Raw genomic sequence first — 22023 nt, 5'->3', positions numbered from 1 at the left:
ATACCATCGCTACACACCAGCGTTACTTGTTTTTGTTCTTTTGCGCCTCAATATACTTTTCATCCAGAGCACCATACTGCCTCTGGTAAGCATCGGGATCTGAGCGCCACAATCGATACAGTTTTCGATCATTACTGGCCAAAGGCGGCGGCTGCTCCTTTCGTCTTCTAAGAGCCTGAAAGGTGACAGGCACAAAAGCAAACAGCACAAGAAGAGCAACCGCAACATACTTCAGTTCTTCTGACATAGGGGATCTTCATCGGTTATCAACATCCCTATAAGACTAACCGAAAGAACCTCTCAGGTTAAACTTTATGGTAAATTTCAGCCCCTGTGTCTTTAAATTCCTGAGATTTCTCTTGCATTCCCCTATCAGCAGCCGCTTTTATTTCTTCAATCTGGGCGGCATCAAGATCTCTGACTTCCTGAGAAATCTTCATAGAACAGAATTTAGGGCCACACATTGAACAGAAGTGAGCCACTTTTGACGATTCTTTCGGCAAGGTCTCGTCGTGATATGCACGCGCTGTGTCAGGATCCAAACCAATATTAAACTGATCTTCCCAACGGAATTCAAAACGCGCTTTAGACATAGCATTATCACGTATTTGTGCACCCGGATGGCCTTTCGCCAAATCCGCAGCATGTGCCGCAATTTTGTAAGTAATAATACCCGTTTTGACATCATCCTTGTTTGGCAAACCAAGATGCTCTTTCGGCGTCACATAGCACAGCATCGCACAACCATACCAACCTATCATGGCGGCACCGATACCAGAAGTAATGTGGTCATAACCTGGCGCAATATCAGTCGTCAAAGGACCTAAGGTATAGAAAGGCGCTTCATGACACTCGGTCAGCTGCTTATCCATATTCTCTTTGATCATGTGCATTGGTACATGACCCGGCCCTTCGATCATTACCTGAACATCGTGCTTCCAGGCAATTTTTGTCAGCTCACCTAAGGTTTCAAGCTCAGCAAATTGAGCCTCATCGTTTGCATCATAGACAGATCCAGGGCGTAAACCATCACCCAATGAGAATGACACATCGTAGGCTTTACAGATTTCGCAGATATCTTCAAAGTGCGTGTAAAGGAAACTCTCTTCATGATGAGCTAAACACCATTTCGCCATGATGGATCCACCACGAGAAACGATACCCGTCATACGCTTAGCGGTCATTGGCACATAACGCAGCAAAACACCGGCATGGATAGTAAAGTAATCCACACCCTGTTCTGCCTGTTCAATCAGTGTATCGCGAAATACTTCCCAATTAAGGTCTTCTGCAACACCGTTTACTTTTTCTAAAGCTTGGTAAATAGGCACGGTACCGATCGGAACAGGAGAGTTACGCAAGATCCACTCACGTGTTTCATGAATGTTCTTACCTGTAGACAGATCCATAATGGTATCGGAACCCCAGCGAGTTCCCCATGTCATCTTCGCTACCTCCTCCTCGATAGAAGAAGTCACTGCAGAATTACCAATATTACCGTTAATTTTCACCAGAAAGTTACGCCCAATAATCATTGGCTCTGATTCAGGGTGATTAATGTTAGCGGGAATAATAGCGCGTCCTTCAGCTACTTCTTTACGAACAAATTCAGGCGTAATTTCGTCCGGCAAGTTAGCGCCAAAGCTAAAACCAGGATGCTGTTGCGCAACGATATTACCTTCAGCTTTAGACTTAGCTAATTTCATATTTTCGCGTATAGCAATGTATTCCATCTCAGGCGTTACTATCCCTTTGCGAGCGTAGTGCAGCTGCGTTACGTTCATGCCAGCTTTCGCACGGGATGGCTTGCGAGTTAACTCAAAACGCAGCTCATCCAAACGTAAATCGACTTCGCGCGCACGACCGTATTCAGACGATAATGCGGTTAACTGCTCGGTATCGTTACGCTCATCAATCCAGCCTGCACGTAATGCGTCCAAGCCTTTTCTCACATCAATGTTTGCTTCAGGGTCAGTATAAGGGCCCGATGTGTCATATACATACAACGGATCATTCTTTTCGCCGCCCATGCCTGTTGGCGTGACATCCAGCGAGATTTCACGCATCGGCACACGAATATCAGGGCGGCTTCCTTCAATATAAACCTTACGAGACTTAGGAAACGGCTGCACAGAAGCATGATCAACGCTGGCATTTTGGCTTAGTAATTTATTATTAGACATAATCCACCCTACTTAGAACTGAACTCTGAAAATAGCCTTAGCTAGTTTTATCCCAGAGCAACGAAAAATGATGCAGAGGACCGTGTCCGGCCCCTACCACTAATGTATCCGCAGCTGAAATTGCTGCACTGATATAACTTTTTGCCTCTTTAACAGACAGCTCAACACTTAGCCCTTTAGCGAGCCCTGCTGCGATCGCTGAAGACAGCGTACAGCCGGTGCCATGTGTATTTTTTGTTTTGAAACGCTCACTCTTTAATTCAAATACCTGCTTACCATTAGAAAGCAGATCTATCGCGTAATTATCTACAGGTAAGTGCCCACCTTTGAGTAACACCCAAGGAACATCTAACTCATGAAGCGGTTCCAGAATGTGATACATCTCTTGAAGAGATTGAGGCTCAGGCAGCCCTGTCAATACAGCGGCTTCAGGCAGATTCGGCGTCAAGACAGTAGCCATCGGGAAAAGGCGATTTTTCAATAAGGAAATAGCATCCGGCTGTAATAATGCATTACCACTTTTCGACACCATGACAGGGTCGATGACCAACGAATTCACAGGAAACTCGTCCAGTACCGAAGCAATAGCATCAATGGTTAGAGCATCACCTAGCATGCCTATTTTACAAGCAGCAACATCCAGATCGCCCAGTACAGCACGTAATTGTGCAGCAACGATATCGTTAGGAATGTAATGAATAGCAGAAATGCCCAATGTATTTTGTGCCGTCACTGCAGTAATGACAGAGGCGGAATACACCTGAAGAGCAGAGAACGTTTTAATGTCAGCTTGTATACCTGCACCACCACCGCTATCTGAGCCGGCAATAGTTAACGCTACAGGCATAGCTGTTGAAGAGCTATGATTGTACATCTCGATTCCTACGCCAGTACTAGCTGGATCAGGTTCAGCGGGTTTTCTCTCAGCCTCAACACAAGGCACCCCGACAAGATAAAAATGAGTCTAAGCGGTTAGTCTCTAACTGTCTACCCCTTAGATAATGAATCTACATTCAATAATTTACTGTAAAAAATAGGACTTTTTCCTATATAAAATCCGAGCCAACTCGCCATAATAACAACGGTGGATCTCCTGTTCATGGAACGAATTCAAGGATGGCCAAGTCAGCGGAAAGGACACAAGGTAGTTAACAGCACGGAAGCCTTTCAACCGCACGGATAATGGAAGCCAAATGAGTAAGCTTTATAAAGGATTTATAAAGCTTACTCGCCCCTTTATACACTATCCCGCTAACCATACTCATTACACTTAACAGCAACACGCCAGAATCAATCGCTAACCATTGCTTCTTGAATTAGAATTTGAATTCTAATGCTTACTCATAAGTTGTCTAAGACCACATCTGTTTAACAACTTGGTCCAATGGTTTCTGACGCTCACTCGCTATCCATTCAGACAATGTCGCAGCAACATTAGGAAAACATTTAGGCAAAGGGCTATCTAACCGAAGCCACGCTTCTATTACATCAACATCCAACTCCTTAATAATAGTTGCCAGCCCTAATGACTTCAGAATGTGCGCATTGGATTGCTGCTCAGCCTGGCCTTTCATTGGCTTGCTAAGAAATTTTTTCCCATACTGCATAGCTTCACTCGCCAAACCAAAACCACAATTAGAGATAACGCCTTCACACATCGACAGATCTTTTTCAAAACAATCTCTGCTCAATGGACTAAATACAACATTACGTCGTACATACGCTTTATCGATTTTGCTATAAACCCGAAACTCATAATCAGGGAACGCACTAAACCAATAGAACAAAACATCATTCACTTCATACGGCATATATACCAAGATCATTTTATGTGTAGGTTTTGAAGCAAACCTAGCAGGGCTAATCAATGGTGGCGCTATTAAAGCGTCAAATGAGCCCCAATGAATACCAACCGCCTGCTTAACTGGTGCAAACAGCTTTATTCCCGGCCTGACAAGTTTGGAGTAATAACTATCAGGTAATGCATGTAAAAAGGCATACTGATGCGCAATCCCCATACTGTCTTTATTCGCCAGCTTTGCCGCCCAAGCTGTCACAGGTTCAAAATCAGAAATAACCAAATCATAATGGGATACATCTAACGATCTAACGTCACGATACAGCTGAACCAAACTATTATTTAGAAGAGTTTTTAGCGGTAGTACTTTTGCACCCTCGCCCATGCAAAAGGTCAAGCCTCGCCTAGCTTGATAATCGCCAAAGCATTCCATATCAAATAGTTCTGCTTTAGGCCTGCCACTAAAAAGATAATCCACATCAACACCGGCTTCAGCCAAGGCTGGGGCCATAACCCTTGCACGAGCAATATGGCCATTACCCGTTGCTTGCACCCCGTATAAAACCTTCATCCTCCTACAAGCCCTATACACAACTTTGCACACACAATACCGACCACTGCTCCCGCCACAATATCTGCTGGGTAATGAACACCCAATACAACTCTAGAAGTGCCTATCAATATAGCAACCACATAAGCTAGCAATGCTACAGACGGGTACACATGCGCCATCACTGAAGCAAAAACAAACGCAGCAGCGGCATGACCTGAAGGACAACCAAACTTATCTAAGGGAGTAACAACTGATTTAAGATCCAATCGCTGACAGGGACGGTCACGTCGAATAATATGTTTAAGAATAAGGTAGAGCGGAAGCTCTATAGCAAAAGCTAATAGCCCCAAGTGCAGAAAAGAGACACCATCTAGTGGCTCAAATAGAGCTATCAAGCCGCCCAAAAAGGGGTACACCGCCCCATCACCTAATCGAGAAATATTACGACTAAGCGTAGTTATCCCAGCATGCATTTGGCGCCGGTTTTGGAACCAGTAAAACAACGATGTATCAAAAGTGGTGATCGTTTGAATAGATAACATAACGCGCCCCATAAACGGATACGATAATAAGAATTATCGCTCCGCATCTATGGTGCCCTTGTTACATCAAGGTGAAGTTTTTATGACAGACCTACTTTAATCCCGTCTTAGGTAAAGCGTTTAACCACTCAGTAACACGAGTAATCAAAAGTTCGGGATTATACCAAGGCATCATGTGCCCACCAGGAACCTCAATTAACTCAAAAGGGTGAGCCAAGGTTTCGACTAAGCGCTTTGAGTAACCTAACGACATAACCTCATCATCTGAGCCATGTAAAATAGCAGCATGAAATTCAAAAGCTTCAGATTTAACTTTTGAGCGCCATGAGTACAAGCTAGACAACGTACTAAACGGGTAATCAAACATCATAAGGTGATCATGATTAAATTCTTTTGCTGCTGGGTGTCCTGCAAGCAGCTGCTCATAATCCACCATCGATTTCAACGGCAGCTTCATACTAGGGAACATCTGCGCCATTCCCCATGTCCATTGCCATCCCATTTGATGAAAAGTATCTGGCGGAATTTCTGGAATCAGTAAGGTTCCACACATCACACCCTTTATCCTATTATCTTGCTCTGCAGCAGCAACAGCCAAAAGTGATCCAATCGAATAACCAAACACATATACAGGCCCAGAGTAGCGTTCTTCAAGTTCATCTATCAGCTCACTGATCGACTGTACAACGCTCTCTACTGTGTAATGCCCCCTTTTACCGCCAGAATATCCATGACCAGGATAGTCCAAACCCACCGCATGAAAACCGCTTTCTGCAAAGCGCCCAAGAATATCAGCATACAACTCGCAATAGGTGCCAATACCCGGTAATAATATCAGGACGGGGGCATCTTTATTGTCAGCTTCATAAAGCTCACAGTGCACCGCAAGCTCGCCTATTTGAAGACTTTCGCGCTTCTCTAAATAATGATGGATATCCAACTTATCTCTTAAACGCCCTCGGTGTTCTTCAACTACGCAGCCCTTGCGATTTTCCCTGATATGTACTTCGGCTATCGACATTCTATATTCCTACCGCTGACAATAATTGCAGAACACCGTACTACGCTGCCCTAAACGCACTTCTTTCAACGTGCGACTACAAGTTGAACAAGGCTCACCGCCTCGTCCATAAACATTCAAAGACTGCTGAAAATACCCCGGCTGACCATCACTATCGACAAAATCTTTAAGCGTTGTGCCGCCTTGAAAAATCGCTGCAGCCAGCACACTTTTGATTCTCTGCACTAACACCGCTAAGCGCTTTTCAGAGATTTGACCCGCCGATTTCCGGGGATCAATACCTGCGTGGAACAGTGCTTCGTTGGCATAAATATTCCCTACACCGACGACCACTTTACTATTCATGATGAACTGCTTAATAGTAACAGATCGCCCCTTACATTGCTGATGCAAATATCGCCCATCAAACTGATCCGATAGAGGCTCTGGACCTAGAGAGGCAAGGCGTTCATGAACATGCCCTTTGGGTTGCCATAAAATAGCACCGAATCGACGCGGATCGGTATAACGCAGCAAGATCCCGTGATCAAAAACAATATCAACATGATCATGCTTTAAAGCTGTGCGTTCATCCGAAATAACCCGCAAGCTACCTGACATCCCCAAATGAATAACAACCGCACCACGCTCGGTCTCTAAAAGAATATACTTACCGCGTCGCACCACACTCTTTATAGATAAGCCTTCAAGCTTACGTAACTCAAGCTCAGGGACCGTCCAACGTAATTGCGACTGCCTCACAACTACGCCAGCAATTTCTTGATTCAATATATGCGGCTCGATTCCGCTTCTGGTCGTTTCAACTTCAGGCAATTCTGGCACAAGAATTCATTCCATTCACACTATGAAGCACGATCGCTTATAGCTACTTCTGAGGGGCTTTCAATACAAGATACACACCAAACACGGTAATACATATCCCTATTAGTGCTAACACCCCTAATGCTTCATCAAATAGCAACCATGCTTCGATAACAGTGACGGGTGGTACCAAGTAGAAGTAACTGGCAACTCTGGCAGACTCCCCTTCACGAATCATATACATCAACAACAAAACCGCGGATACAGACAAGCCAAACACCAACCAACCAAGCGCCATCATTAGGTCAAATGACCACACTACTTCACGCGTTTCGATACTAAACGCCAGTAGCCCCATCCATACAGCCGTTGCCAAGTATTGAAAAAAAGACCCTGCCATTAAGTCAACACCAGCACCAAAACGTTTCTGATACAGCGTGCCTATCGATATCCCTAGCAGCGCGACGATAGAGGCAGCCATCGCTTCAGGCCTCAGTGACCAATCACCTAAATCTTTGCCGCCAGTTAGCACCAGCGACACGCCCACCAGCCCTAACACTAAGCCCCATACTTGCAACCCTGCCAATGATTGTCTAAACCAGATCCGCCCAATAAGCGCGGTAAGCAAAGGCTGTAAGCCAACCACAATAGCAACTATGCCAGCAGGCATATCCCATTTTATGGCTGCAAAAACGCCTCCCAGATAAGCGGCATGCACCAGCGAGCCAGAAACCATCTGATGAAAACCCTGCCTACCGGTAGGAATTTTTGATTTGAAAATAGCCATCAATACCATGAATACCGCCAGCGTAAACAGCATTCGTATAAACAGCATATTAAATGGTTCTATGTAAGGCAGCCCATATTTGGCCCCGATAAACCCAGTACTCCATAGCAGCACAAAGATAAATGGGATAAAAGGAATAAGCTTGGTACGCAACGCAACCATATAGGCGCCCCTATGGTGAAATATAAGTAACATTTAAAGAGATAGAGTACGAATAAAGCGCTGATTAAAAAAGAGACAACACAGCATTAAAAAATAGGGTACAGTTAACAAAATAGCAGAAAATAAAGACAAGTAACTAAGACTGTACCCATGAAAGTTTATGAAAAAGTTATTAAACACATCGAGCACCAGCTGCGCTCAGGTGCACTTCAGGCATATGATTTCCTACCTTCTGTCAGAAGCCTGTCACAAACACTAAATGTCAGTAAAAACAGTGTCATCCGAGCCTATATCGCACTTGAGCAAAGCCGAGTAATCCTTGCTCACCCAAGAAAAGGGTTTTCCATAAAAGCTGATACCGAATACGATCAACCGCAACCACCATCACCTCAAAAAGTGATTCGCGGCGCAACCTCACTGGATATTATTGGGTCTGCTCAACGTCAAGCTGATGTAGTTTTTGGTAGTGCTAACCCAGATACTCGTATCAAAGGGCGCAAAGAGTTTTATAAGCAATTAAACAAACTAGTTCGCCTAGAAATAAAGTCTCCCGCGATCTATAGCCACTACCAAGCACCACCAGGCAACCTTGAGCTGAGACAACAAATTGCAAAAAAAACACATAGCGGCCATGCCGAGCTTGATCCTGAAGAGATCATCATTACCAACGGCGCACAAGAAGCCATTTCACTTGCACTTAGGAGCACCACACAACCCGGCGACATTATCGCGGTAGAATCGCCCTGCTTCTATGGAACATTACAATGCATAGAAGCTCTGGGCTTACAGATAATTGAAATACCGTCCCATGCGCCAGATGGCATCGACTTAGAACAGCTCTCTAATATATTAGAGCGTTGGGAAATAAAAACGATTCTACTCAACCCCCACGCCAATAACCCTCTGGGGTTTAACATGCCAGATACAATGAAGTCATCATTAATGGCCATAGCGCAAGCGTATGATTTAGTTATTATCGAGGATGATGTATTTGGCAAACTGGTGCATACCTCACAGCGACGCAGAACACTGAAATCAATGGATACCGAGGGGCGTGTTATTTTATGCAGCGCCCTGTCAAAAATACTCGATCCAGACATCCGTATTGGTTGGGTCAGCCCCGGACGATATTTTGATCAAGTTAACTATTTGAAATATGTCACCACACTCGCGACATCAGGTCTGATGCAACATGCTTCTGCTTTGTGGATGGAGTCAGCTAATTTCGACCGTCATATTAAGCAGCTTCAAAACAACTACAGACAACGAAAAATACTATTTATCGAAGCACTAAAAATATGTCTTCCTGTAGAAGCGCATATAAATAATCCAGATAGCGGCTACCTATGCTGGATAACCCTTCCTTTCAATATTGACGGCGACAACTTGTTTGAGCGGATGAAAAGCGACGGCGTTAGCATAACACCCGGCAGCTTATTCGGCACAGCGAGGCAATTCCAACACTGTATACGCCTTAATTTCAGCACATTCGACAACACACCCAAACAACTATCTGCGCTAGCAAGGCTTGGAGAGCTGATTTCTGAGGAGATCAATTTTCAAACACAAAAAAGCCCGGCATAACCGGGCTTTTTGAGAAGCAGCAATCTTATTTGATTTTAGCTTCTTTATACATAACGTGCTGACGAACTACAGGATCAAATTTTTTGATCTCGAATTTCTCTGGCATGTTACGTTTGTTTTTATCAGTTGTGTAGAAATGACCTGTGCCTGCAGAAGAAACCAGACGGATCTTTTCACGATTACCTTTAGCTGCCATCGTCTAGCTCCTTATACCTTTTCGCCACGTGCACGAACTTCAACAAGTACTGCATCAATGCCTTTTTTATCGATAATACGCATGCCTTTAGCAGTTACACGTAAACGAACGAATTTATTCTCAGTTTCTACCCAAAAACGGTGCCAATGCAGGTTAGGAAGAAAACGACGACGCGTTTTGCGTTGTGAGTGAGAAACATTATTTCCTGTTACTGGGCGCTTGCCAGTAACCATACAAACTTTAGCCATAATCAAAGCCTCAAATTACATTATTAACTTCTATTTCGGATGTCTATTGGTTGCTTCACAGATACTGTGTATATAAGCAAACCTCAGGCGGAGCGTTCAATAACCGAACTGAATCCCGTACCAAGCACGAATAGAAGGGGGCGAATTATATAGAGAAGGAACATCAAATACCATTAAGATTTCCTAAAAGGAGAAGGTTTCAGCTAAAAAACAAGCAAAAACATCCTTATAAAAAAGTAATAAGCCATAAAGCGATACATTATTACAAAAACATCGATGATTTCGGTATAACTTTGATATTCGTCATATATGCGTATGACAAACCCTCTTAGTATTACACAATACAGAATTCCAACCTTGGAATCCGTAGCCATTCAACGCAAACAGGATAATCCAATGGATAACAATAATATTAAGATAACGGGTAATGATGATCCATTGATGGATTTTTCAAACTGCCACGTGGGCATCATTAAGAACTTTGAACAGCTTCGTAGCTTAGCAACAACAAATATTAGCGAACCGATATCTGCTGATATCAAGCAAACGGCCGCCAAGCTATATAGTTTCTTTCATGAAGTTGTGCTCAAACACCACAAAGAAGAGGAAGACGAGTTATTCAATGTCGTGCTTGACTGTGCAAGACGTGGTGAAGAAACCCTTAAGTCAAAGACAATGATTAAGCAGCTCACAAATGAACATCGCATGCTTGAACTGCAATGGAAACTAATTGAGCCTGATATCAAACAGCTAGCTAAAGGTAAGTTTGTAATATTTGACCAAGCAATGGCATTAAGGCTAGCCAACTCATACCTTGACCATGCACAGTTCGAAGAAAGGGAGTTCCTCCCCCTTTCTGCTGAAATATTAGGTGATAAAGGCCTCTCCTCTCTTGGTCTATCCATCCATATGCGCCATACACAAGTGGGCGTTGCCAGCTATATGTAAGCTCAGAGCAACCCTTGCTCTGCAAAAGATATTACGTCTGGGTCACCTACGATCATGTGATCCAGTACCCGTATGTCCACCAGCTGTAACCCATCCACTAAGCGTTTTGTAATTTGCTTATCCGCCAAGGAAGGTTCCGCGACACCGGATGGATGGTTATGCGAAAAAATAACAGCAGCAGCATTTAAAGACAGCGCTCTTTTCACTACCTCTCTAGGGTACACCGATGCCGCATCGATAGTGCCATAAAACATCGGCTCAAAGCGGATAACTCTGTGCTTATTATCAAGAAAAAGACAGGCGAACACCTCTTGTTGGTGATGCCTCATTTGCGCTATTAAATAATGTCTGACAGCCTCTGGACTACCCATTAGCTCGCCTCTTTGCAATGCAGCCATCAAATGTCGACGACTCATCTCTAAGACCGCTTGTAATTGAGCATACTTGGCAGGGCCTAATCCCGGTGCTTCACAAAACTCTTCTTGTGAGCTTTCTAAGAGGGGGCGCAAGCCATCAAATCGATTTAATAGATCGCGTGCTAAATCTACTGCGCTAGTTCCTTTAATACCCGTTCGAAGAAAAATAGCCAATAATTCTGCATCAGATAAAGACGATGCACCCTGCGCCAAAAGTTTTTCCCTAGGCCGTTCTAACTCAGGCCAGTCTGTAATCGCCATACACATTCCTTGTGCTAGTTACGTATAATCCCATAGAAGGTCTACGCAAAGATTTCCTGAAGTGGTATCTTACACCCCTTTACCACAACTGCGTAATCCCGGGTTGCCCAAGGTATGTATAGACTTACTAACAAACAAATAATTTTAGGTATAACAGGCGGAATCGCTGCCTATAAAAGCGCTGAACTCACGCGTTTATTGAAAACAGCAGGAGCGGATGTGCGGATCGTAATGACCCCGGCTGCAACCTCTTTCATCACACCGTTAACGCTACAGGCACTATCAGGGCATCCGGTTCACCTTGAACTACTCGACCCTGAAGCTGAAGCTGGAATGGGCCATATAGAACTAGCAAAATGGGCCGATTTAATTGTCATCGCCCCAGCTAGTGCCGACTTTATGGCACGCCTAGCAAATGGCATGGGCAACGACCTACTCAGCACTTTATGCCTCGCTACAGCAGCCCCTATTTGCTTAGCTCCTGCGATGAACCAGGCGATGTGGCGCTCTAGCGCAACACAAAAAAATGCAGATACGCTGCAGCAACAGCACGTTCAATTATGGGGGCCGGGTGTTGGCGAACAAGCCTGCGGTGATACAGGCCCAGGGCGTATGATCGAACCCACGGACATTTTAGACAGAGTATCCAAACAATTTGATAACGGCGCTTTGGCGGGTCTCAATATCCATATTACAGCGGGACCAACACGTGAGCCGCTCGACCCTGTTCGTTATATATCCAACCATAGCTCTGGCAAAATGGGCTACGCACTGGCAGAGGCGGCTATCGATGCAGGCGCTAACGTCAAACTAATCAGCGGGCCCGTTAACTTACCCGCACCAGCTCACGTAGAACGCGTATCCATTACAACTGCTGAAGATATGTTAGAAGCTTCATTAGAAGGTATTAGCGACTGTGACATTTTTATTGCGTGCGCTGCCGTAGCTGATTATCGCCCTACTTCTATCGCTGAACATAAGATCAAAAAAGGCAACGAGGAGATAATGGAACTCCACCTGGTCAAAAACCCAGATATTGTTGCGACTATAGCAGGAAGAGCGGACAAACCTTTCACCATTGGTTTTGCGGCAGAAACACGCGATGTATTATCTTACGCTCAAGGAAAACTAGAACGTAAGAATTTAGATATGATCATTGCTAATGACGTTTCACAAGCAGGCATAGGTTTTAATAGCGACGAAAATGCTGTCACGCTAGTGACTCAAGAAACGCATATTGAAATTCCTCAAACCAGCAAACGCCAGCTGGCTACACAATTGATTGAACAGATCTCTCAACTTTATAAGACATCAAAATGAAAAAAATACAGGTTAAAATTCTGGATGACAGAATTGGTCAAGCATTCCCTCTACCAAACTATGCAACACCGGGCTCAGCAGGCTTAGACCTGCGCGCTTGTCTTGATCAAGCCCTCACGTTAGAGCCTGGCGAAACGGAGCTAATCCCAACAGGTATGGCGATTCATATTGAAGACCCATCGCTATGCGCTATGATTTTGCCTCGCTCAGGGCTAGGTCACAAACACGGTATCGTATTGGGGAACTTGGTGGGGCTGATCGATTCCGACTACCAAGGGCAACTCTTTGTCTCTTGCTGGAACCGCGGCAACACCCGCTTTACGATGGAGCCAGGCGAGCGAATTGCTCAATTAGTATTGGTTCCTGTAGTGCAGGCAGACTTTGAAGTTGTCGATAATTTTACTGACACTGAACGCGGTGCAGGCGGATTTGGCTCGTCTGGACGCTCTTAATTCTTACAAGGATGAAAGCATGACTTACAAATTGGAGCAGCTCGATCAGGAAATTTTTCGTGCTTATGATATTCGCGGTATTGTAGATGAAGCGCTAACAGCCCCTGTCGTTTATCATTTAGGGCGAGCATTTGCGGCCCAAGCACAACATCAGCAAATTAAAACCGTAGTGGTGGGTGCTGATGGACGCCTATCTTGCCCTCGTTTAAAAGATGTCTTGATTGAAGGCCTATTAGAAGGTGGTGTCGATGTTACCGATGCCGGCTATATTCCAACACCTTTACTCTATTTCGCCGCACACCATACCGACAGCCAAACTGGCATTATGATTACCGGAAGCCATAACCCAAGCAATTATAATGGTTTTAAAATGATGCTTGGTGGCAATACGCTTGCCGGTGAAGAGATTCAAGCACTTAAACATCGAATCTTGCAAAAAGAATACACGCAAGGCAAAGGCCAGCTAAACAGCATCGACATTCGCCCGCAGTACCGTAAGCGCGTGACTGAAGACATTAGTATTAAGCGTAAATTAAAAGTGGTTATCGACTGTGGAAACGGCATTCCTGGTGAAATGGCACCCATCTTGATGGAACAACTCGGGTGCGAAGTCATTCCTTTGTATTGTGAAGTCGACGGCAATTTTCCAAATCACCACCCAGACCCTAGCAAACCAGCCAACCTTATTGACTGTATTGCGGCCGTTAAAGAACATAACGCAGATCTTGGTCTTGCTTTTGATGGTGACGGTGACCGTGTAGGCGTCATCACCTCTAGCGGCGCGATGATTTACCCCGATAGAGTCATGATGTTATTTGCAGAAGATATCCTGCAACGTAACCCTGGATCTGAAATCATCTACGATGTGAAATGCTCTCGCTTGTTAGGCGATGTTATACGCAAAGCTGGTGGCCAAGCCACCATGTGGAAAACGGGACACTCGTTGATTAAACGTAAAATGAAATCATCCGGTGCTCTGCTGGCTGGCGAGATGAGTGGTCATATTTTCTTTAAAGAACGTTGGTTCGGATTTGATGATGGCTTATACAGTGCGGCACGCTTGCTAGAAATTTTATCAACGCGCACAGAAACACTGGATGAGATTTTCAATAAGTATCCAGAAGATGTGAGCACCCCTGAACTGAATATCGATGTACGCGATGATAATAAATTCGATATCGTCGAAAAGTTACAAGCACTCGATTACCCAGAGGGTGATGCTAGCCGCATTGATGGAATTCGTGTTGATTACCCTGATGGATGGGGATTAGTAAGGGCCTCTAATACAACACCGGTATTAGTGCTGCGCTTTGAAGCGGCGAATGAAACAGCTCTTAATCGTATCAGGGACCAGTTCCAGGAACGATTATTAGCCGTTGATTCAAGCCTTATCATTCCCAACGAATAAGTATTATTTTGGAGCAGATATCTACATGCCTTTAAATCGTCAACAGGCCATGCAAACGGCTGAAGTTCTCAGTGAAGCCGTTCCTTACATTCAGCGCTTTGTGGGTAAAACCATTGTCATCAAATATGGCGGAAACGCTATGACTGACGAGAAGTTAAAAAACAGCTTTGCTCGCGATATCGTTATGATGAAGCTTATCGGCTTAAACCCAATTGTTGTTCATGGAGGGGGCCCACAAATTGGCGACCTGCTTGAAAAACTCAACATTGAGTCTCACTTTATTAATGGCATGCGTGTAACCGACTCTAAAACCATGGATGTGGTAGAGATGGTGTTAGGTGGCATGGTCAATAAAGAGATTGTTGGCTTAATCAACAACAATGGCGGTAAAGCGATTGGCTTAACAGGTAAAGACGGGCATCTATTAGGCGCTAGAAAACTCAGAGTTAAACATAAAACTCCTGAGATGGAAGCGCCTGAGATCATCGACATCGGTCATGTCGGCGAAGTTGAGCATATCAATACCGCTGTTCTGGACATGCTAGCAGACTCTGACTTTATCCCTGTTATTGCACCTATCGGTGTAGGCTCGGACGGCTCTTCTTACAATATCAATGCTGACCTAGTGGCAGGAAAAGTAGCTGAAGTACTCAAAGCTGAAAAACTAATCCTATTAACTAATATTGCAGGCTTACTCGACAAAGATGGTGCGGTTCTCACAGGCTTATCTACACAACAAGTAGATGCACTCATTGAAGACGGCACTATCTATGGCGGTATGCTTCCAAAGATTGATTGTGCATTAGGCGCCGTGAAAAGTGGCGTCACCAGTGCACATATCATTGATGGTCGTGTAGAACACTCATGTCTATTGGAAATATTCACCGACGAAGGTGTCGGCACTCTCATTTCCAACAACACTCTGTAGTAGGCTTTACATGAGCGAAAATACGAAAGTTTCCAGAAGCGAGCAAATTCTACAAGCACTCGCCAGAATGCTGGAATCTAATCATGGCCAACGTATTACTACGGCAGCGCTTGCAAAAGAAGTCGGCGTTTCAGAAGCGGCGCTTTATCGCCACTTCCCTAGTAAGGCGCGCATGTTCGAGGGCTTAATCGGCTTTATTGAAGAAACTATTTTCTCAAGAGCTAATATCATTACGTCTTCTGATAGCCCGGCAATTCGTCAGTGCGAACAAATTCTAACCTTGGTGTTAGCTTTTATTGAACGCAACCCAGGGATGGCCCGTATCCTCACAGGAGATGCTCTTGCTGGCGAAACCGATAGACTTCGCCATCGTGTTAACCAGTTCTTTGAACGGCTAGAGACACAATTAAAGCAAGTTATGCGCGAGGCAGAGTTTAAAGAAGGGCTACGTACTGAAACAACAGCAGGCATTACCGCTAATCTAATGATTGCCGTACTTGAAGGTAGGATTCGTCAATTTGTCAGAAGTGAGTTCCAGCGCAAACCAACCGAACACTGGAATGATCAATGGCAAAGGCTTGCTATAGGCCTTTTCCGCCCGGCTTAACCATTAGTGACAACATATTAACTAGATAAGCCTACAGTTTATCTGGTTAATCATTCCTCACATCCATAGGATTGTGAAAAGTCACACTCCGCTGATGGTGAGCGTGCGACTTCATTAGGTTTCTTATTTGCTTTCGCTAACAAGGCGGCCTGTTGCTTTTGCATGATTAAAGCGGGTGCCGACACTAATTGTACACCCGCCTCATCTAGTGCTGGAATCGCCTTTTCCAAAAACGCAGTCGTAAGAGGGTAAGGGTGACCAATCACAATAGCAGAGCCGTGCTTTCTCGCAATTTTCACAGCCCGAATAAACTGCTGACTTAAAAAAGCCTCTGTTTGTACGTGATCAAGAAAGATATCTCTACTCAGTGCCGGAACCCCTGCTTTTCGGGCAGTGCTCCACGCCACACTGCCACGTGTTGTGCGACTGTCGAGAAAAAAAAGATTACGCGATTTTGCAACTTCCATCACCCATTTCATCGGTACTCGCTGGCGAGTCAGTAAACTTCCCATATGGTTATTCAAACCAACAGCATAAGGAACCGCATCCAAATCATCATTCAAAATTTTTTTAAAACGAATTTCGGATAAGTCAGGTGTTAGCGCTCCTGGGCCTAGCTTTAAATTCTGGTCATTAGCCATAGGCGCATGCAGCATGACATCTTTACCTAACTTATGGGCCGCAATAGCGAGTAGTCGCCCATGAGCAGAGTAAGGTAACACGGCATAAGTAACAGGCCCCGGCAGTGCAAGCGCTGCTCGGCCTTGAGACAAGCTATTACCAATATCATCAATCACAATAACAATACGCGGCTGTATAACAGCGTCCAAGTTGTTGCCCGCCTGACAGTTAACACTAACGGCCAAGCAGAGGCCACAAACCACCTCGTACCAGCGAGCAGCCATTACGGTGCTGTCACTTTTCCAACAATCGTTAACGCTTTAAGCAAGTTAAGCGCTTCATAAAGTTGATAATCTCTTTGCGACAAGCCCTTCTGCGCCTCTGCTAGCTCGTTATCTTCCGATTGTTCAGTTTGTCCATTAAACAAGTGACCCGACAAGTCTTTCTCTTTTGGAAAATCTCTACCTTGCACTCTTTTCAGCTCAGCTTCTTCAACTACTACATCTGGCTGTATGCCTTGCGCTTGAATTGAACGACCACTTGGCGTGAAATACCGAGCCGTTGTAAGCTTCAAGGCACGGCGCTGTGTTAATGGTAAGATAGTTTGTACAGAACCTTTTCCAAAACTGCCCGTTCCCATAATCACAGCACGTTTATGATCTTGAAGTGCACCGGCAACAATTTCTGATGCAGACGCCGAGCCACCATTAATCAATACGACCATGGGTACGGTTGCCGACACAACATTTGCTGTTGCCATAAACTCACTGTCAGCACTGGCCAGGCGACCTTGCGTATAAACAATCATGCCGTTATCTATGAATGCGTCGACAACTTCAACTGCCGCTTGCAAAACCCCGCCCGGGTTATTTCTCAAATCCAGCACAATGCCTTGTAGAGAGCTTTTTTCCTGAATGTTATTCAGCGCTTTTTTCAGGTCCCCCCCTGTATTTCCTTGGAACTGTGTAATCCGCAAATACGCATACTGCTCACCAAGCATTTTATGCTTAATGCTCGTCACCTTGATCACATCACGCACGACTTTAATACTCAGTGGCTTATCCTCACCCTCACGCAGGACAGTCAATACAATCTCAGTACCCGGCTTGCCCCGCATACGGCTAATAGCACCATCTAAACCCATGCTCTTAACAGACTCATCATCAATTCGTGTAATCAGATCACCTGCTTTAATACCTGCTTTAACGGCGGGCGTATCATCGATAGGGGCAATCACGCGAATAAAACCATCTTCAAGGCTAATCTCAATCCCGACGCCACCAAACTCGCCACTGGTATGTTCGCGTAACTCATCAAAAGCTTCAGGTTCTAAATAGGATGAATGAGGATCTAAACCCGAAATCATTCCACGAATAGCATCTTCCAATACTTTAGCGTCATCTACTGGCTCAACATATGAGTTCTTTATGCGATCAAACACTTCGCTAAAACGTCGCAACTCTTCTAACGGCAGCGCTTTAGGCACCTCGGAATCAGGAGGCACAACGGTTTGAGACAGTGCCGCTGCACTCAGCCCTAAACTAAAAAATACGCTAACCAGCTTTAACGATAGTTTCACTGCTGCCACCTTTTAATAAAAACATTTATCATCCTTAATGACGGACAAACCAACGTTTGGGGTTAATTGCTTTACCTTTATGTCGGATCGCAAAATATAGACCGGGTTCACTATTTCCACCACTACTGCCTAATGTCGCGATAGACTCACCTTGAGATACCCAGTCCCCAGTTTCTTTAAGTAAGCTATCATTCTGTCCATAGAGGCTCATATATCCTCCTCCATGATCAACAATAGTTAATAAACCGTAGCCTCTTAGCCAGTCAGAAAACACTACTCTGCCATGATGCACTGCCGCTACAGATCCACCGGTGCTTCCTGAAAGTAATACACCATCGTAACTTAGGTTATTCTGAACATTACCATAAGCGCGTAAAATTTTTCCTTTTACTGGCCATTTCAATCTACCTTTAAGACTGGCAAATGTTTTATTATTTTGCGTAAGATTTGCGGAAGAGATCGATTTCTCGATATCTATTAAAAGCTTTTCCAAACGTTTTTTATCACGCCGCAGCTGCTTAAGTTTAGTTTGAGAACTCACAACCCGCTTGCCTAGAGCACTCAGTGATAGCTTACGCTGCTCACGTAAGTTTGTGAGTGATGCCAATGAGCCTTTCAAACGATCACGACTATTGATAATAGCCTGCTGTGTTGTATCAATAGATAGGTGTGTTGATTTAAGATCATTTAATAACGTTTGATATTGCTCCATCTCTTTAACTTGAGCAGAGCTAAAGCGATCATAATAGTGCGTCATACGCGATATTTGTTCAGGATCTCGCTGATTCAGCAGCATAAAAAGGCGAGGTTGAGCACCCAATCGATATTGCTGTTGGATAATCTGCTCTAAACGCGCTTGGCTCTTCTCAAGATTAGCTTCTAAACCCACTTTATCGGCTTGATACCCAGACAAATCTACTTTTAAGGTACTCAACTTCTTATCAAGCTGATGGATTTTTTTGCCTAATACACTGATTTCTTGCTCAGTAGTTGTCAGTGCACGCTCTGCTACACCTTGTTTTTTCCTGTCTCTTTTTAATTGAGATTGCACCTTATTGATATTCTTTTTAAGAGTACTCAACTGTGATTTTGTAGCTTGCTGATCAGCCGCTACGGCATAAGTGCTTTTATACGCGCCCAGAAAAAACGCTAAACAGACAAACAGGTATAAAAAAGGCCGTATAAACGGCCTTATTAATTTACTGGGTTTTAGCAAGGCTATGTCCCGTCATTTCAGCGGGTTGTGGCAAGCCCATTAAATCCAAGATTGTTGGAGCCAAATCACATAAGGCACCATTTTCTAGCGATAGCGCCTGCTTATTAGGGCCGTCATAAATCAATGCAACCGGAAAGTTAGTGTGTGCTGTGTGTGGTTGTCCTGACGTAGGATCTAGCATCATCTCAACATTACCATGATCGGCCGTGACCAAGGTTTCCCCTCCCACTTCAGCCATCGCAGCCAAAACACGCGTTAAGCAGTTATCGACAACTTCTACTGCTTTAACTGCAGCATCGAAAACACCGGTATGCCCGACCATATCTCCATTTGGATAATTACAAACAATCAGGTCATATTTACCACTTTTAATAGCAGCCACCAGCTTATCGGTTAATTCCGGCGCACTCATTTCAGGCTGTAAATCATAGGTAGCCACTGAAGGCGATGAGACTAAAATACGCTCTTCTCCAGGATAAACCGCTTCCTGCCCACCATTAAAGAAGAAGGTTACATGCGCATACTTCTCTGTCTCTGAGATGCGCAATTGCGTTTTTCCCTGAGCAGAAATGTACTCACCTAAATCATTAACTATTTTTGCAGGTAAATAAGCACAAGCAGCAGGAATAGTTGCAGCATATTCGGTCATCATGACGTAATCGGCTAAAGCCGGAGCAGAGGTTCGATTAAACCCTGAAAAGCCTTCACCCTCGACAAACGCACGGGTGATTTCTCTCGATCTATCTGGACGAAAATTAGCACAGATAACTGAATCACCATCACTAATAACACCCATAGCAGCACCATTCTTTTGAATAACTGTCGCCTTTACAAACTCATCATTTTCATCGCGCTCATAAGCAGACTCTAATGCCTCTACAGATGAGATGGCAACACAAGATGATTGCCCCAATGTCATTGCATCATATGCCTGCTGCACACGATCCCAACGATTATCGCGGTCCATAGCATAATATCGACCAACAATAGTGGCGATACCGCCAACGCCTAAATCAGCAAACAAAGCCTGGGCTTTTTCAAGTGAAGGTTTAGCCGAGCGCGGTGGCGTATCTCGTCCATCCAAAACAGCATGCAGATAAACCTTCTGCGCACCTCGCTGAGCAGCCATCCTTATCAGCGCAAATATATGCTCTTCATGACTATGCACGCCACCTGGCGATAGCAGCCCTAAAATATGCACCGCTTTTTGCTGCTGTATCGCTTTATCCATCGCGCTTGTCAGTACATCATTTTCAAAAAAATCACCGTCGTCTATCGCTTTTGATATACGAGTAAAGTTCTGATAAACGGTACGGCCCGCACCAATGTTCATATGGCCGACTTCAGAATTCCCCATTTGTCCATCAGGCAAGCCCACAGCCAAGCCTGAAGTTGCTATACGAGAATTCGGGTTATTCGCCAGTAACTGGTCCCACATAGGGGTGTTTGCCACATCAATGGCAGAAGAAGGAGTCGACTCAATGCCAAAGCCATCTAGGATAATTAGTGCTTTGGGGATACGCATATTACTCATATGAATTCAGGCCAATATCGTCTAAAGAAGGTCACGTATTTTACTTTGATTCACAGCAATTGGCTAACAACGCCTTGCAATTCATCCTGCCCTCTTATATGAGACGCTTTGTCAATGTATAATCTTCGCTCGAAATGAGGTGCCGGCTTCGCGGCGTTATGACGGTTTAGGAAACATAATGGAACAATTGATTGAATTCGCCACTAACAACTTTATGCTGATAGCGGCTTGGCTAGTAACACTTTTGATGATTATGTGGTCTGAAGGCCAAAAAGCTGGCAAGTCTGTTTCACCAGCCGTAGCTACCCAGCTGATGAACAAACAAGATGCTGTGCTGATTGATATTCGTACTAAGAAAGAGTGGGACACTGGCCATATTACAGGCTCAAAGCACGTCCCTCTTGCAGACTTTACCCGTCGCTTACAGGAAGTAGAAAAATTCAAAACCCGCCCTGTTATTGTTGTCTGTAATATGGGACAAACAGCGGGCGCTGCTAGCAAGCAACTAAAAGCAGCAGGTTTTGATAACGTATTACGCCTACAAGGCGGAATTACTGAATGGAAAGGCCAAAATCTGCCTATCGTAAAAAAGGCCTGAACTAGATGATTACAGTTTATAGTTCTGACTGGTGCCCTTTTTGCTCAAATGCAAAAAGGCTACTGGAGCATAAAGGTGTAAAGTACACCGAGATCAACGTCGACAACCAACCCAATAAACGGGCTGAAATGACAGAATTAAGCGGCCGCACTAGCGTACCGCAAATTTTCATTGGTCAAACACATGTTGGCGGCTGCGATGAACTTTACGCATTAGAACGGCAAGGGCAGCTAGATACTCTAATTTCAACACAGAATTAA

Annotated in this window: 24 protein-coding genes and 1 riboswitch; of the genes, 9 read left to right on the top strand and 15 right to left on the bottom strand. The window is 44.5% G+C overall.

Annotation, left to right across the window (positions count from 1 at the left end; translation table 11 throughout):
• Positions 1 to 22: 22 nt before the first annotated feature.
• The 8 genes from G511_RS0116625 to G511_RS0116590 all read right to left on the bottom strand — a co-directional run bounded on the left by G511_RS0116625 (position 23) and on the right by G511_RS0116590 (position 7847).
• Entirely contained in the window at positions 23 to 247 is a 225-nt protein-coding gene (locus tag G511_RS0116625; protein ID WP_028470642.1) for a hypothetical protein, read from the bottom strand.
• A gap of 58 nt (positions 248 to 305) precedes the next feature.
• On the bottom strand, positions 306 to 2183 hold the full coding sequence (thiC, locus tag G511_RS0116620) for a phosphomethylpyrimidine synthase ThiC (RefSeq protein WP_028470641.1): 1878 nt from the start codon (positions 2181 to 2183) through the stop codon (positions 306 to 308).
• Between the two features lie 37 nt (positions 2184 to 2220).
• Positions 2221 to 3057 carry a bifunctional hydroxymethylpyrimidine kinase/phosphomethylpyrimidine kinase gene (thiD, locus tag G511_RS0116615; protein WP_028470640.1) on the bottom strand — a complete coding sequence of 279 codons (837 nt, stop codon included), beginning with the start codon at positions 3055 to 3057 and terminating at the stop codon, positions 2221 to 2223.
• Positions 3046 to 3140, bottom strand: a riboswitch (TPP riboswitch). (Overlaps the previous gene by 12 nt.)
• Positions 3141 to 3535: 395 nt before the next feature.
• Positions 3536 to 4552 carry an MJ1255/VC2487 family glycosyltransferase gene (locus G511_RS0116610; RefSeq protein WP_028470639.1) on the bottom strand — a complete coding sequence of 339 codons (1017 nt, stop codon included), beginning with the start codon at positions 4550 to 4552 and terminating at the stop codon, positions 3536 to 3538.
• Positions 4549 to 5076 carry a phosphatase PAP2 family protein gene (locus G511_RS0116605; protein ID WP_028470638.1) on the bottom strand — a complete coding sequence of 176 codons (528 nt, stop codon included), beginning with the start codon at positions 5074 to 5076 and terminating at the stop codon, positions 4549 to 4551. The genes G511_RS0116610 and G511_RS0116605 overlap by 4 nt, the downstream gene beginning before the upstream one ends.
• Positions 5077 to 5167: 91 nt before the next feature.
• Positions 5168 to 6097 (bottom strand): alpha/beta hydrolase, encoded by a 930-nt coding sequence (locus tag G511_RS23200; protein WP_051222180.1) that lies wholly within the window; start codon positions 6095 to 6097, stop codon positions 5168 to 5170.
• Between the two features lie 9 nt (positions 6098 to 6106).
• On the bottom strand, positions 6107 to 6919 hold the full coding sequence (gene mutM, locus G511_RS0116595) for a bifunctional DNA-formamidopyrimidine glycosylase/DNA-(apurinic or apyrimidinic site) lyase (protein WP_028470637.1): 813 nt from the start codon (positions 6917 to 6919) through the stop codon (positions 6107 to 6109).
• Between the two features lie 43 nt (positions 6920 to 6962).
• On the bottom strand, positions 6963 to 7847 hold the full coding sequence (locus G511_RS0116590) for a DMT family transporter (RefSeq protein WP_036552290.1): 885 nt from the start codon (positions 7845 to 7847) through the stop codon (positions 6963 to 6965).
• Positions 7848 to 7997: 150 nt separating this feature from the next.
• Here G511_RS0116590 and G511_RS0116585 point away from each other — a divergent pair, with 150 nt between their 5' ends.
• On the top strand, positions 7998 to 9431 hold the full coding sequence (locus tag G511_RS0116585) for an aminotransferase-like domain-containing protein (RefSeq protein ID WP_028470635.1): 1434 nt from the start codon (positions 7998 to 8000) through the stop codon (positions 9429 to 9431).
• A gap of 25 nt (positions 9432 to 9456) precedes the next feature.
• On the opposite strand, the gene rpmG is transcribed toward G511_RS0116585, so the two are convergent.
• Complete coding sequence (gene rpmG / locus G511_RS0116580) at positions 9457 to 9627, bottom strand: 50S ribosomal protein L33 (protein WP_028470634.1); 171 nt, start codon at positions 9625 to 9627, stop codon at positions 9457 to 9459.
• Positions 9628 to 9638: 11 nt separating this feature from the next.
• The gene (gene rpmB / locus G511_RS0116575; protein ID WP_028470633.1) at positions 9639 to 9875 is read right to left on the bottom strand and encodes a 50S ribosomal protein L28; all 237 of its coding nucleotides are present in this window, start codon (positions 9873 to 9875) and stop codon (positions 9639 to 9641) included.
• Between the two features lie 396 nt (positions 9876 to 10271).
• On the opposite strand from rpmB, the gene G511_RS0116570 reads away from it, so the two are divergent.
• Positions 10272 to 10823 carry a hemerythrin domain-containing protein gene (locus G511_RS0116570; RefSeq protein WP_051222178.1) on the top strand — a complete coding sequence of 184 codons (552 nt, stop codon included), beginning with the start codon at positions 10272 to 10274 and terminating at the stop codon, positions 10821 to 10823.
• 2 nt (positions 10824 to 10825) lie between these two features.
• On the opposite strand, the gene radC is transcribed toward G511_RS0116570, so the two are convergent.
• Positions 10826 to 11500 carry a RadC family protein gene (radC, locus tag G511_RS0116565; protein ID WP_028470631.1) on the bottom strand — a complete coding sequence of 225 codons (675 nt, stop codon included), beginning with the start codon at positions 11498 to 11500 and terminating at the stop codon, positions 10826 to 10828.
• Between the two features lie 114 nt (positions 11501 to 11614).
• On the opposite strand from radC, the gene coaBC reads away from it, so the two are divergent.
• From coaBC to slmA, 5 genes are read left to right on the top strand one after another with little or no spacing between them, the layout of a single operon-like run.
• On the top strand, positions 11615 to 12820 hold the full coding sequence (coaBC, locus tag G511_RS0116560; protein ID WP_028470630.1) for a bifunctional phosphopantothenoylcysteine decarboxylase/phosphopantothenate--cysteine ligase CoaBC: 1206 nt from the start codon (positions 11615 to 11617) through the stop codon (positions 12818 to 12820).
• Positions 12817 to 13272, top strand: a complete 456-nt coding sequence (dut, locus tag G511_RS0116555; RefSeq protein WP_028470629.1) for a dUTP diphosphatase — start codon at positions 12817 to 12819, stop codon at positions 13270 to 13272. The genes coaBC and dut overlap by 4 nt, the downstream gene beginning before the upstream one ends.
• A 19-nt stretch (positions 13273 to 13291) precedes the next feature.
• Entirely contained in the window at positions 13292 to 14680 is a 1389-nt protein-coding gene (locus G511_RS0116550; RefSeq protein WP_028470628.1) for a phosphomannomutase/phosphoglucomutase, read from the top strand.
• Positions 14681 to 14705: 25 nt separating this feature from the next.
• Entirely contained in the window at positions 14706 to 15608 is a 903-nt protein-coding gene (gene argB / locus G511_RS0116545; protein ID WP_028470627.1) for an acetylglutamate kinase, read from the top strand.
• Positions 15609 to 15618: 10 nt separating this feature from the next.
• A complete protein-coding gene (gene slmA / locus G511_RS0116540; protein ID WP_028470626.1) occupies positions 15619 to 16215 on the top strand; it encodes a nucleoid occlusion factor SlmA in 597 nt (198 codons plus the stop codon).
• A gap of 50 nt (positions 16216 to 16265) precedes the next feature.
• Here slmA and G511_RS23195 read toward each other — a convergent pair whose 3' ends face one another.
• The 4 genes from G511_RS23195 to gpmI form a co-directional block, all read right to left on the bottom strand.
• The gene (locus G511_RS23195; protein ID WP_051222176.1) at positions 16266 to 17120 is read right to left on the bottom strand and encodes a divergent polysaccharide deacetylase family protein; all 855 of its coding nucleotides are present in this window, start codon (positions 17118 to 17120) and stop codon (positions 16266 to 16268) included.
• A complete protein-coding gene (locus G511_RS0116530; protein ID WP_051222174.1) occupies positions 17120 to 18415 on the bottom strand; it encodes a S41 family peptidase in 1296 nt (431 codons plus the stop codon). Before G511_RS0116530 ends, G511_RS23195 begins: the two co-directional genes overlap by 1 nt.
• A 34-nt stretch (positions 18416 to 18449) precedes the next feature.
• Positions 18450 to 19466, bottom strand: coding sequence for a murein hydrolase activator EnvC family protein (locus G511_RS0116525; RefSeq protein WP_156905237.1), 1017 nt, complete (start codon positions 19464 to 19466; stop codon positions 18450 to 18452).
• A gap of 148 nt (positions 19467 to 19614) precedes the next feature.
• Positions 19615 to 21165 (bottom strand): 2,3-bisphosphoglycerate-independent phosphoglycerate mutase, encoded by a 1551-nt coding sequence (gene gpmI, locus G511_RS0116520; RefSeq protein WP_028470623.1) that lies wholly within the window; start codon positions 21163 to 21165, stop codon positions 19615 to 19617.
• A 178-nt stretch (positions 21166 to 21343) separates the two neighbouring features.
• On the opposite strand from gpmI, the gene G511_RS0116515 reads away from it, so the two are divergent.
• Positions 21344 to 21763 carry a rhodanese-like domain-containing protein gene (locus tag G511_RS0116515; RefSeq protein WP_028470622.1) on the top strand — a complete coding sequence of 140 codons (420 nt, stop codon included), beginning with the start codon at positions 21344 to 21346 and terminating at the stop codon, positions 21761 to 21763.
• A 5-nt stretch (positions 21764 to 21768) separates the two neighbouring features.
• The gene (grxC, locus tag G511_RS0116510; RefSeq protein ID WP_028470621.1) at positions 21769 to 22023 is read left to right on the top strand and encodes a glutaredoxin 3; all 255 of its coding nucleotides are present in this window, start codon (positions 21769 to 21771) and stop codon (positions 22021 to 22023) included.

The sequence above is a fragment of the Neptunomonas japonica DSM 18939 genome, assembly GCF_000422765.1.
Classification (GTDB): Bacteria; Pseudomonadota; Gammaproteobacteria; order Pseudomonadales; family Balneatricaceae; genus Neptunomonas; species Neptunomonas japonica.
The sequence above is the reverse complement of the archived record's forward strand: the minus strand, read 5'-3'. Positions and strand labels throughout refer to the sequence as shown.

Coding starts and splice junctions, on each gene's coding strand:
- G511_RS0116625 (WP_028470642.1), bottom strand. CDS start 247: ATGTCAGAAGAACTGAAGTATGTTGCGGTTGCTCTTCTTGTGCTGTTT.
- thiC (WP_028470641.1), bottom strand. CDS start 2,183: ATGTCTAATAATAAATTACTAAGCCAAAATGCCAGCGTTGATCATGCT.
- thiD (WP_028470640.1), bottom strand. CDS start 3,057: ATGTACAATCATAGCTCTTCAACAGCTATGCCTGTAGCGTTAACTATT.
- G511_RS0116610 (WP_028470639.1), bottom strand. CDS start 4,552: ATGAAGGTTTTATACGGGGTGCAAGCAACGGGTAATGGCCATATTGCT.
- G511_RS0116605 (WP_028470638.1), bottom strand. CDS start 5,076: ATGTTATCTATTCAAACGATCACCACTTTTGATACATCGTTGTTTTAC.
- G511_RS23200 (WP_051222180.1), bottom strand. CDS start 6,097: ATGTCGATAGCCGAAGTACATATCAGGGAAAATCGCAAGGGCTGCGTA.
- G511_RS0116590 (WP_036552290.1), bottom strand. CDS start 7,847: ATGGTTGCGTTGCGTACCAAGCTTATTCCTTTTATCCCATTTATCTTT.
- G511_RS0116585 (WP_028470635.1), top strand. CDS start 7,998: ATGAAAGTTTATGAAAAAGTTATTAAACACATCGAGCACCAGCTGCGC.
- rpmG (WP_028470634.1), bottom strand. CDS start 9,627: ATGGCAGCTAAAGGTAATCGTGAAAAGATCCGTCTGGTTTCTTCTGCA.
- rpmB (WP_028470633.1), bottom strand. CDS start 9,875: ATGGCTAAAGTTTGTATGGTTACTGGCAAGCGCCCAGTAACAGGAAAT.
- G511_RS0116570 (WP_051222178.1), top strand. CDS start 10,272: ATGGATAACAATAATATTAAGATAACGGGTAATGATGATCCATTGATG.
- radC (WP_028470631.1), bottom strand. CDS start 11,500: ATGGCGATTACAGACTGGCCTGAGTTAGAACGGCCTAGGGAAAAACTT.
- coaBC (WP_028470630.1), top strand. CDS start 11,615: ATGTATAGACTTACTAACAAACAAATAATTTTAGGTATAACAGGCGGA.
- dut (WP_028470629.1), top strand. CDS start 12,817: ATGAAAAAAATACAGGTTAAAATTCTGGATGACAGAATTGGTCAAGCA.
- G511_RS0116550 (WP_028470628.1), top strand. CDS start 13,292: ATGACTTACAAATTGGAGCAGCTCGATCAGGAAATTTTTCGTGCTTAT.
- argB (WP_028470627.1), top strand. CDS start 14,706: ATGCCTTTAAATCGTCAACAGGCCATGCAAACGGCTGAAGTTCTCAGT.
- slmA (WP_028470626.1), top strand. CDS start 15,619: ATGAGCGAAAATACGAAAGTTTCCAGAAGCGAGCAAATTCTACAAGCA.
- G511_RS23195 (WP_051222176.1), bottom strand. CDS start 17,120: ATGGCTGCTCGCTGGTACGAGGTGGTTTGTGGCCTCTGCTTGGCCGTT.
- gpmI (WP_028470623.1), bottom strand. CDS start 21,165: ATGAGTAATATGCGTATCCCCAAAGCACTAATTATCCTAGATGGCTTT.
- G511_RS0116515 (WP_028470622.1), top strand. CDS start 21,344: ATGGAACAATTGATTGAATTCGCCACTAACAACTTTATGCTGATAGCG.
- grxC (WP_028470621.1), top strand. CDS start 21,769: ATGATTACAGTTTATAGTTCTGACTGGTGCCCTTTTTGCTCAAATGCA.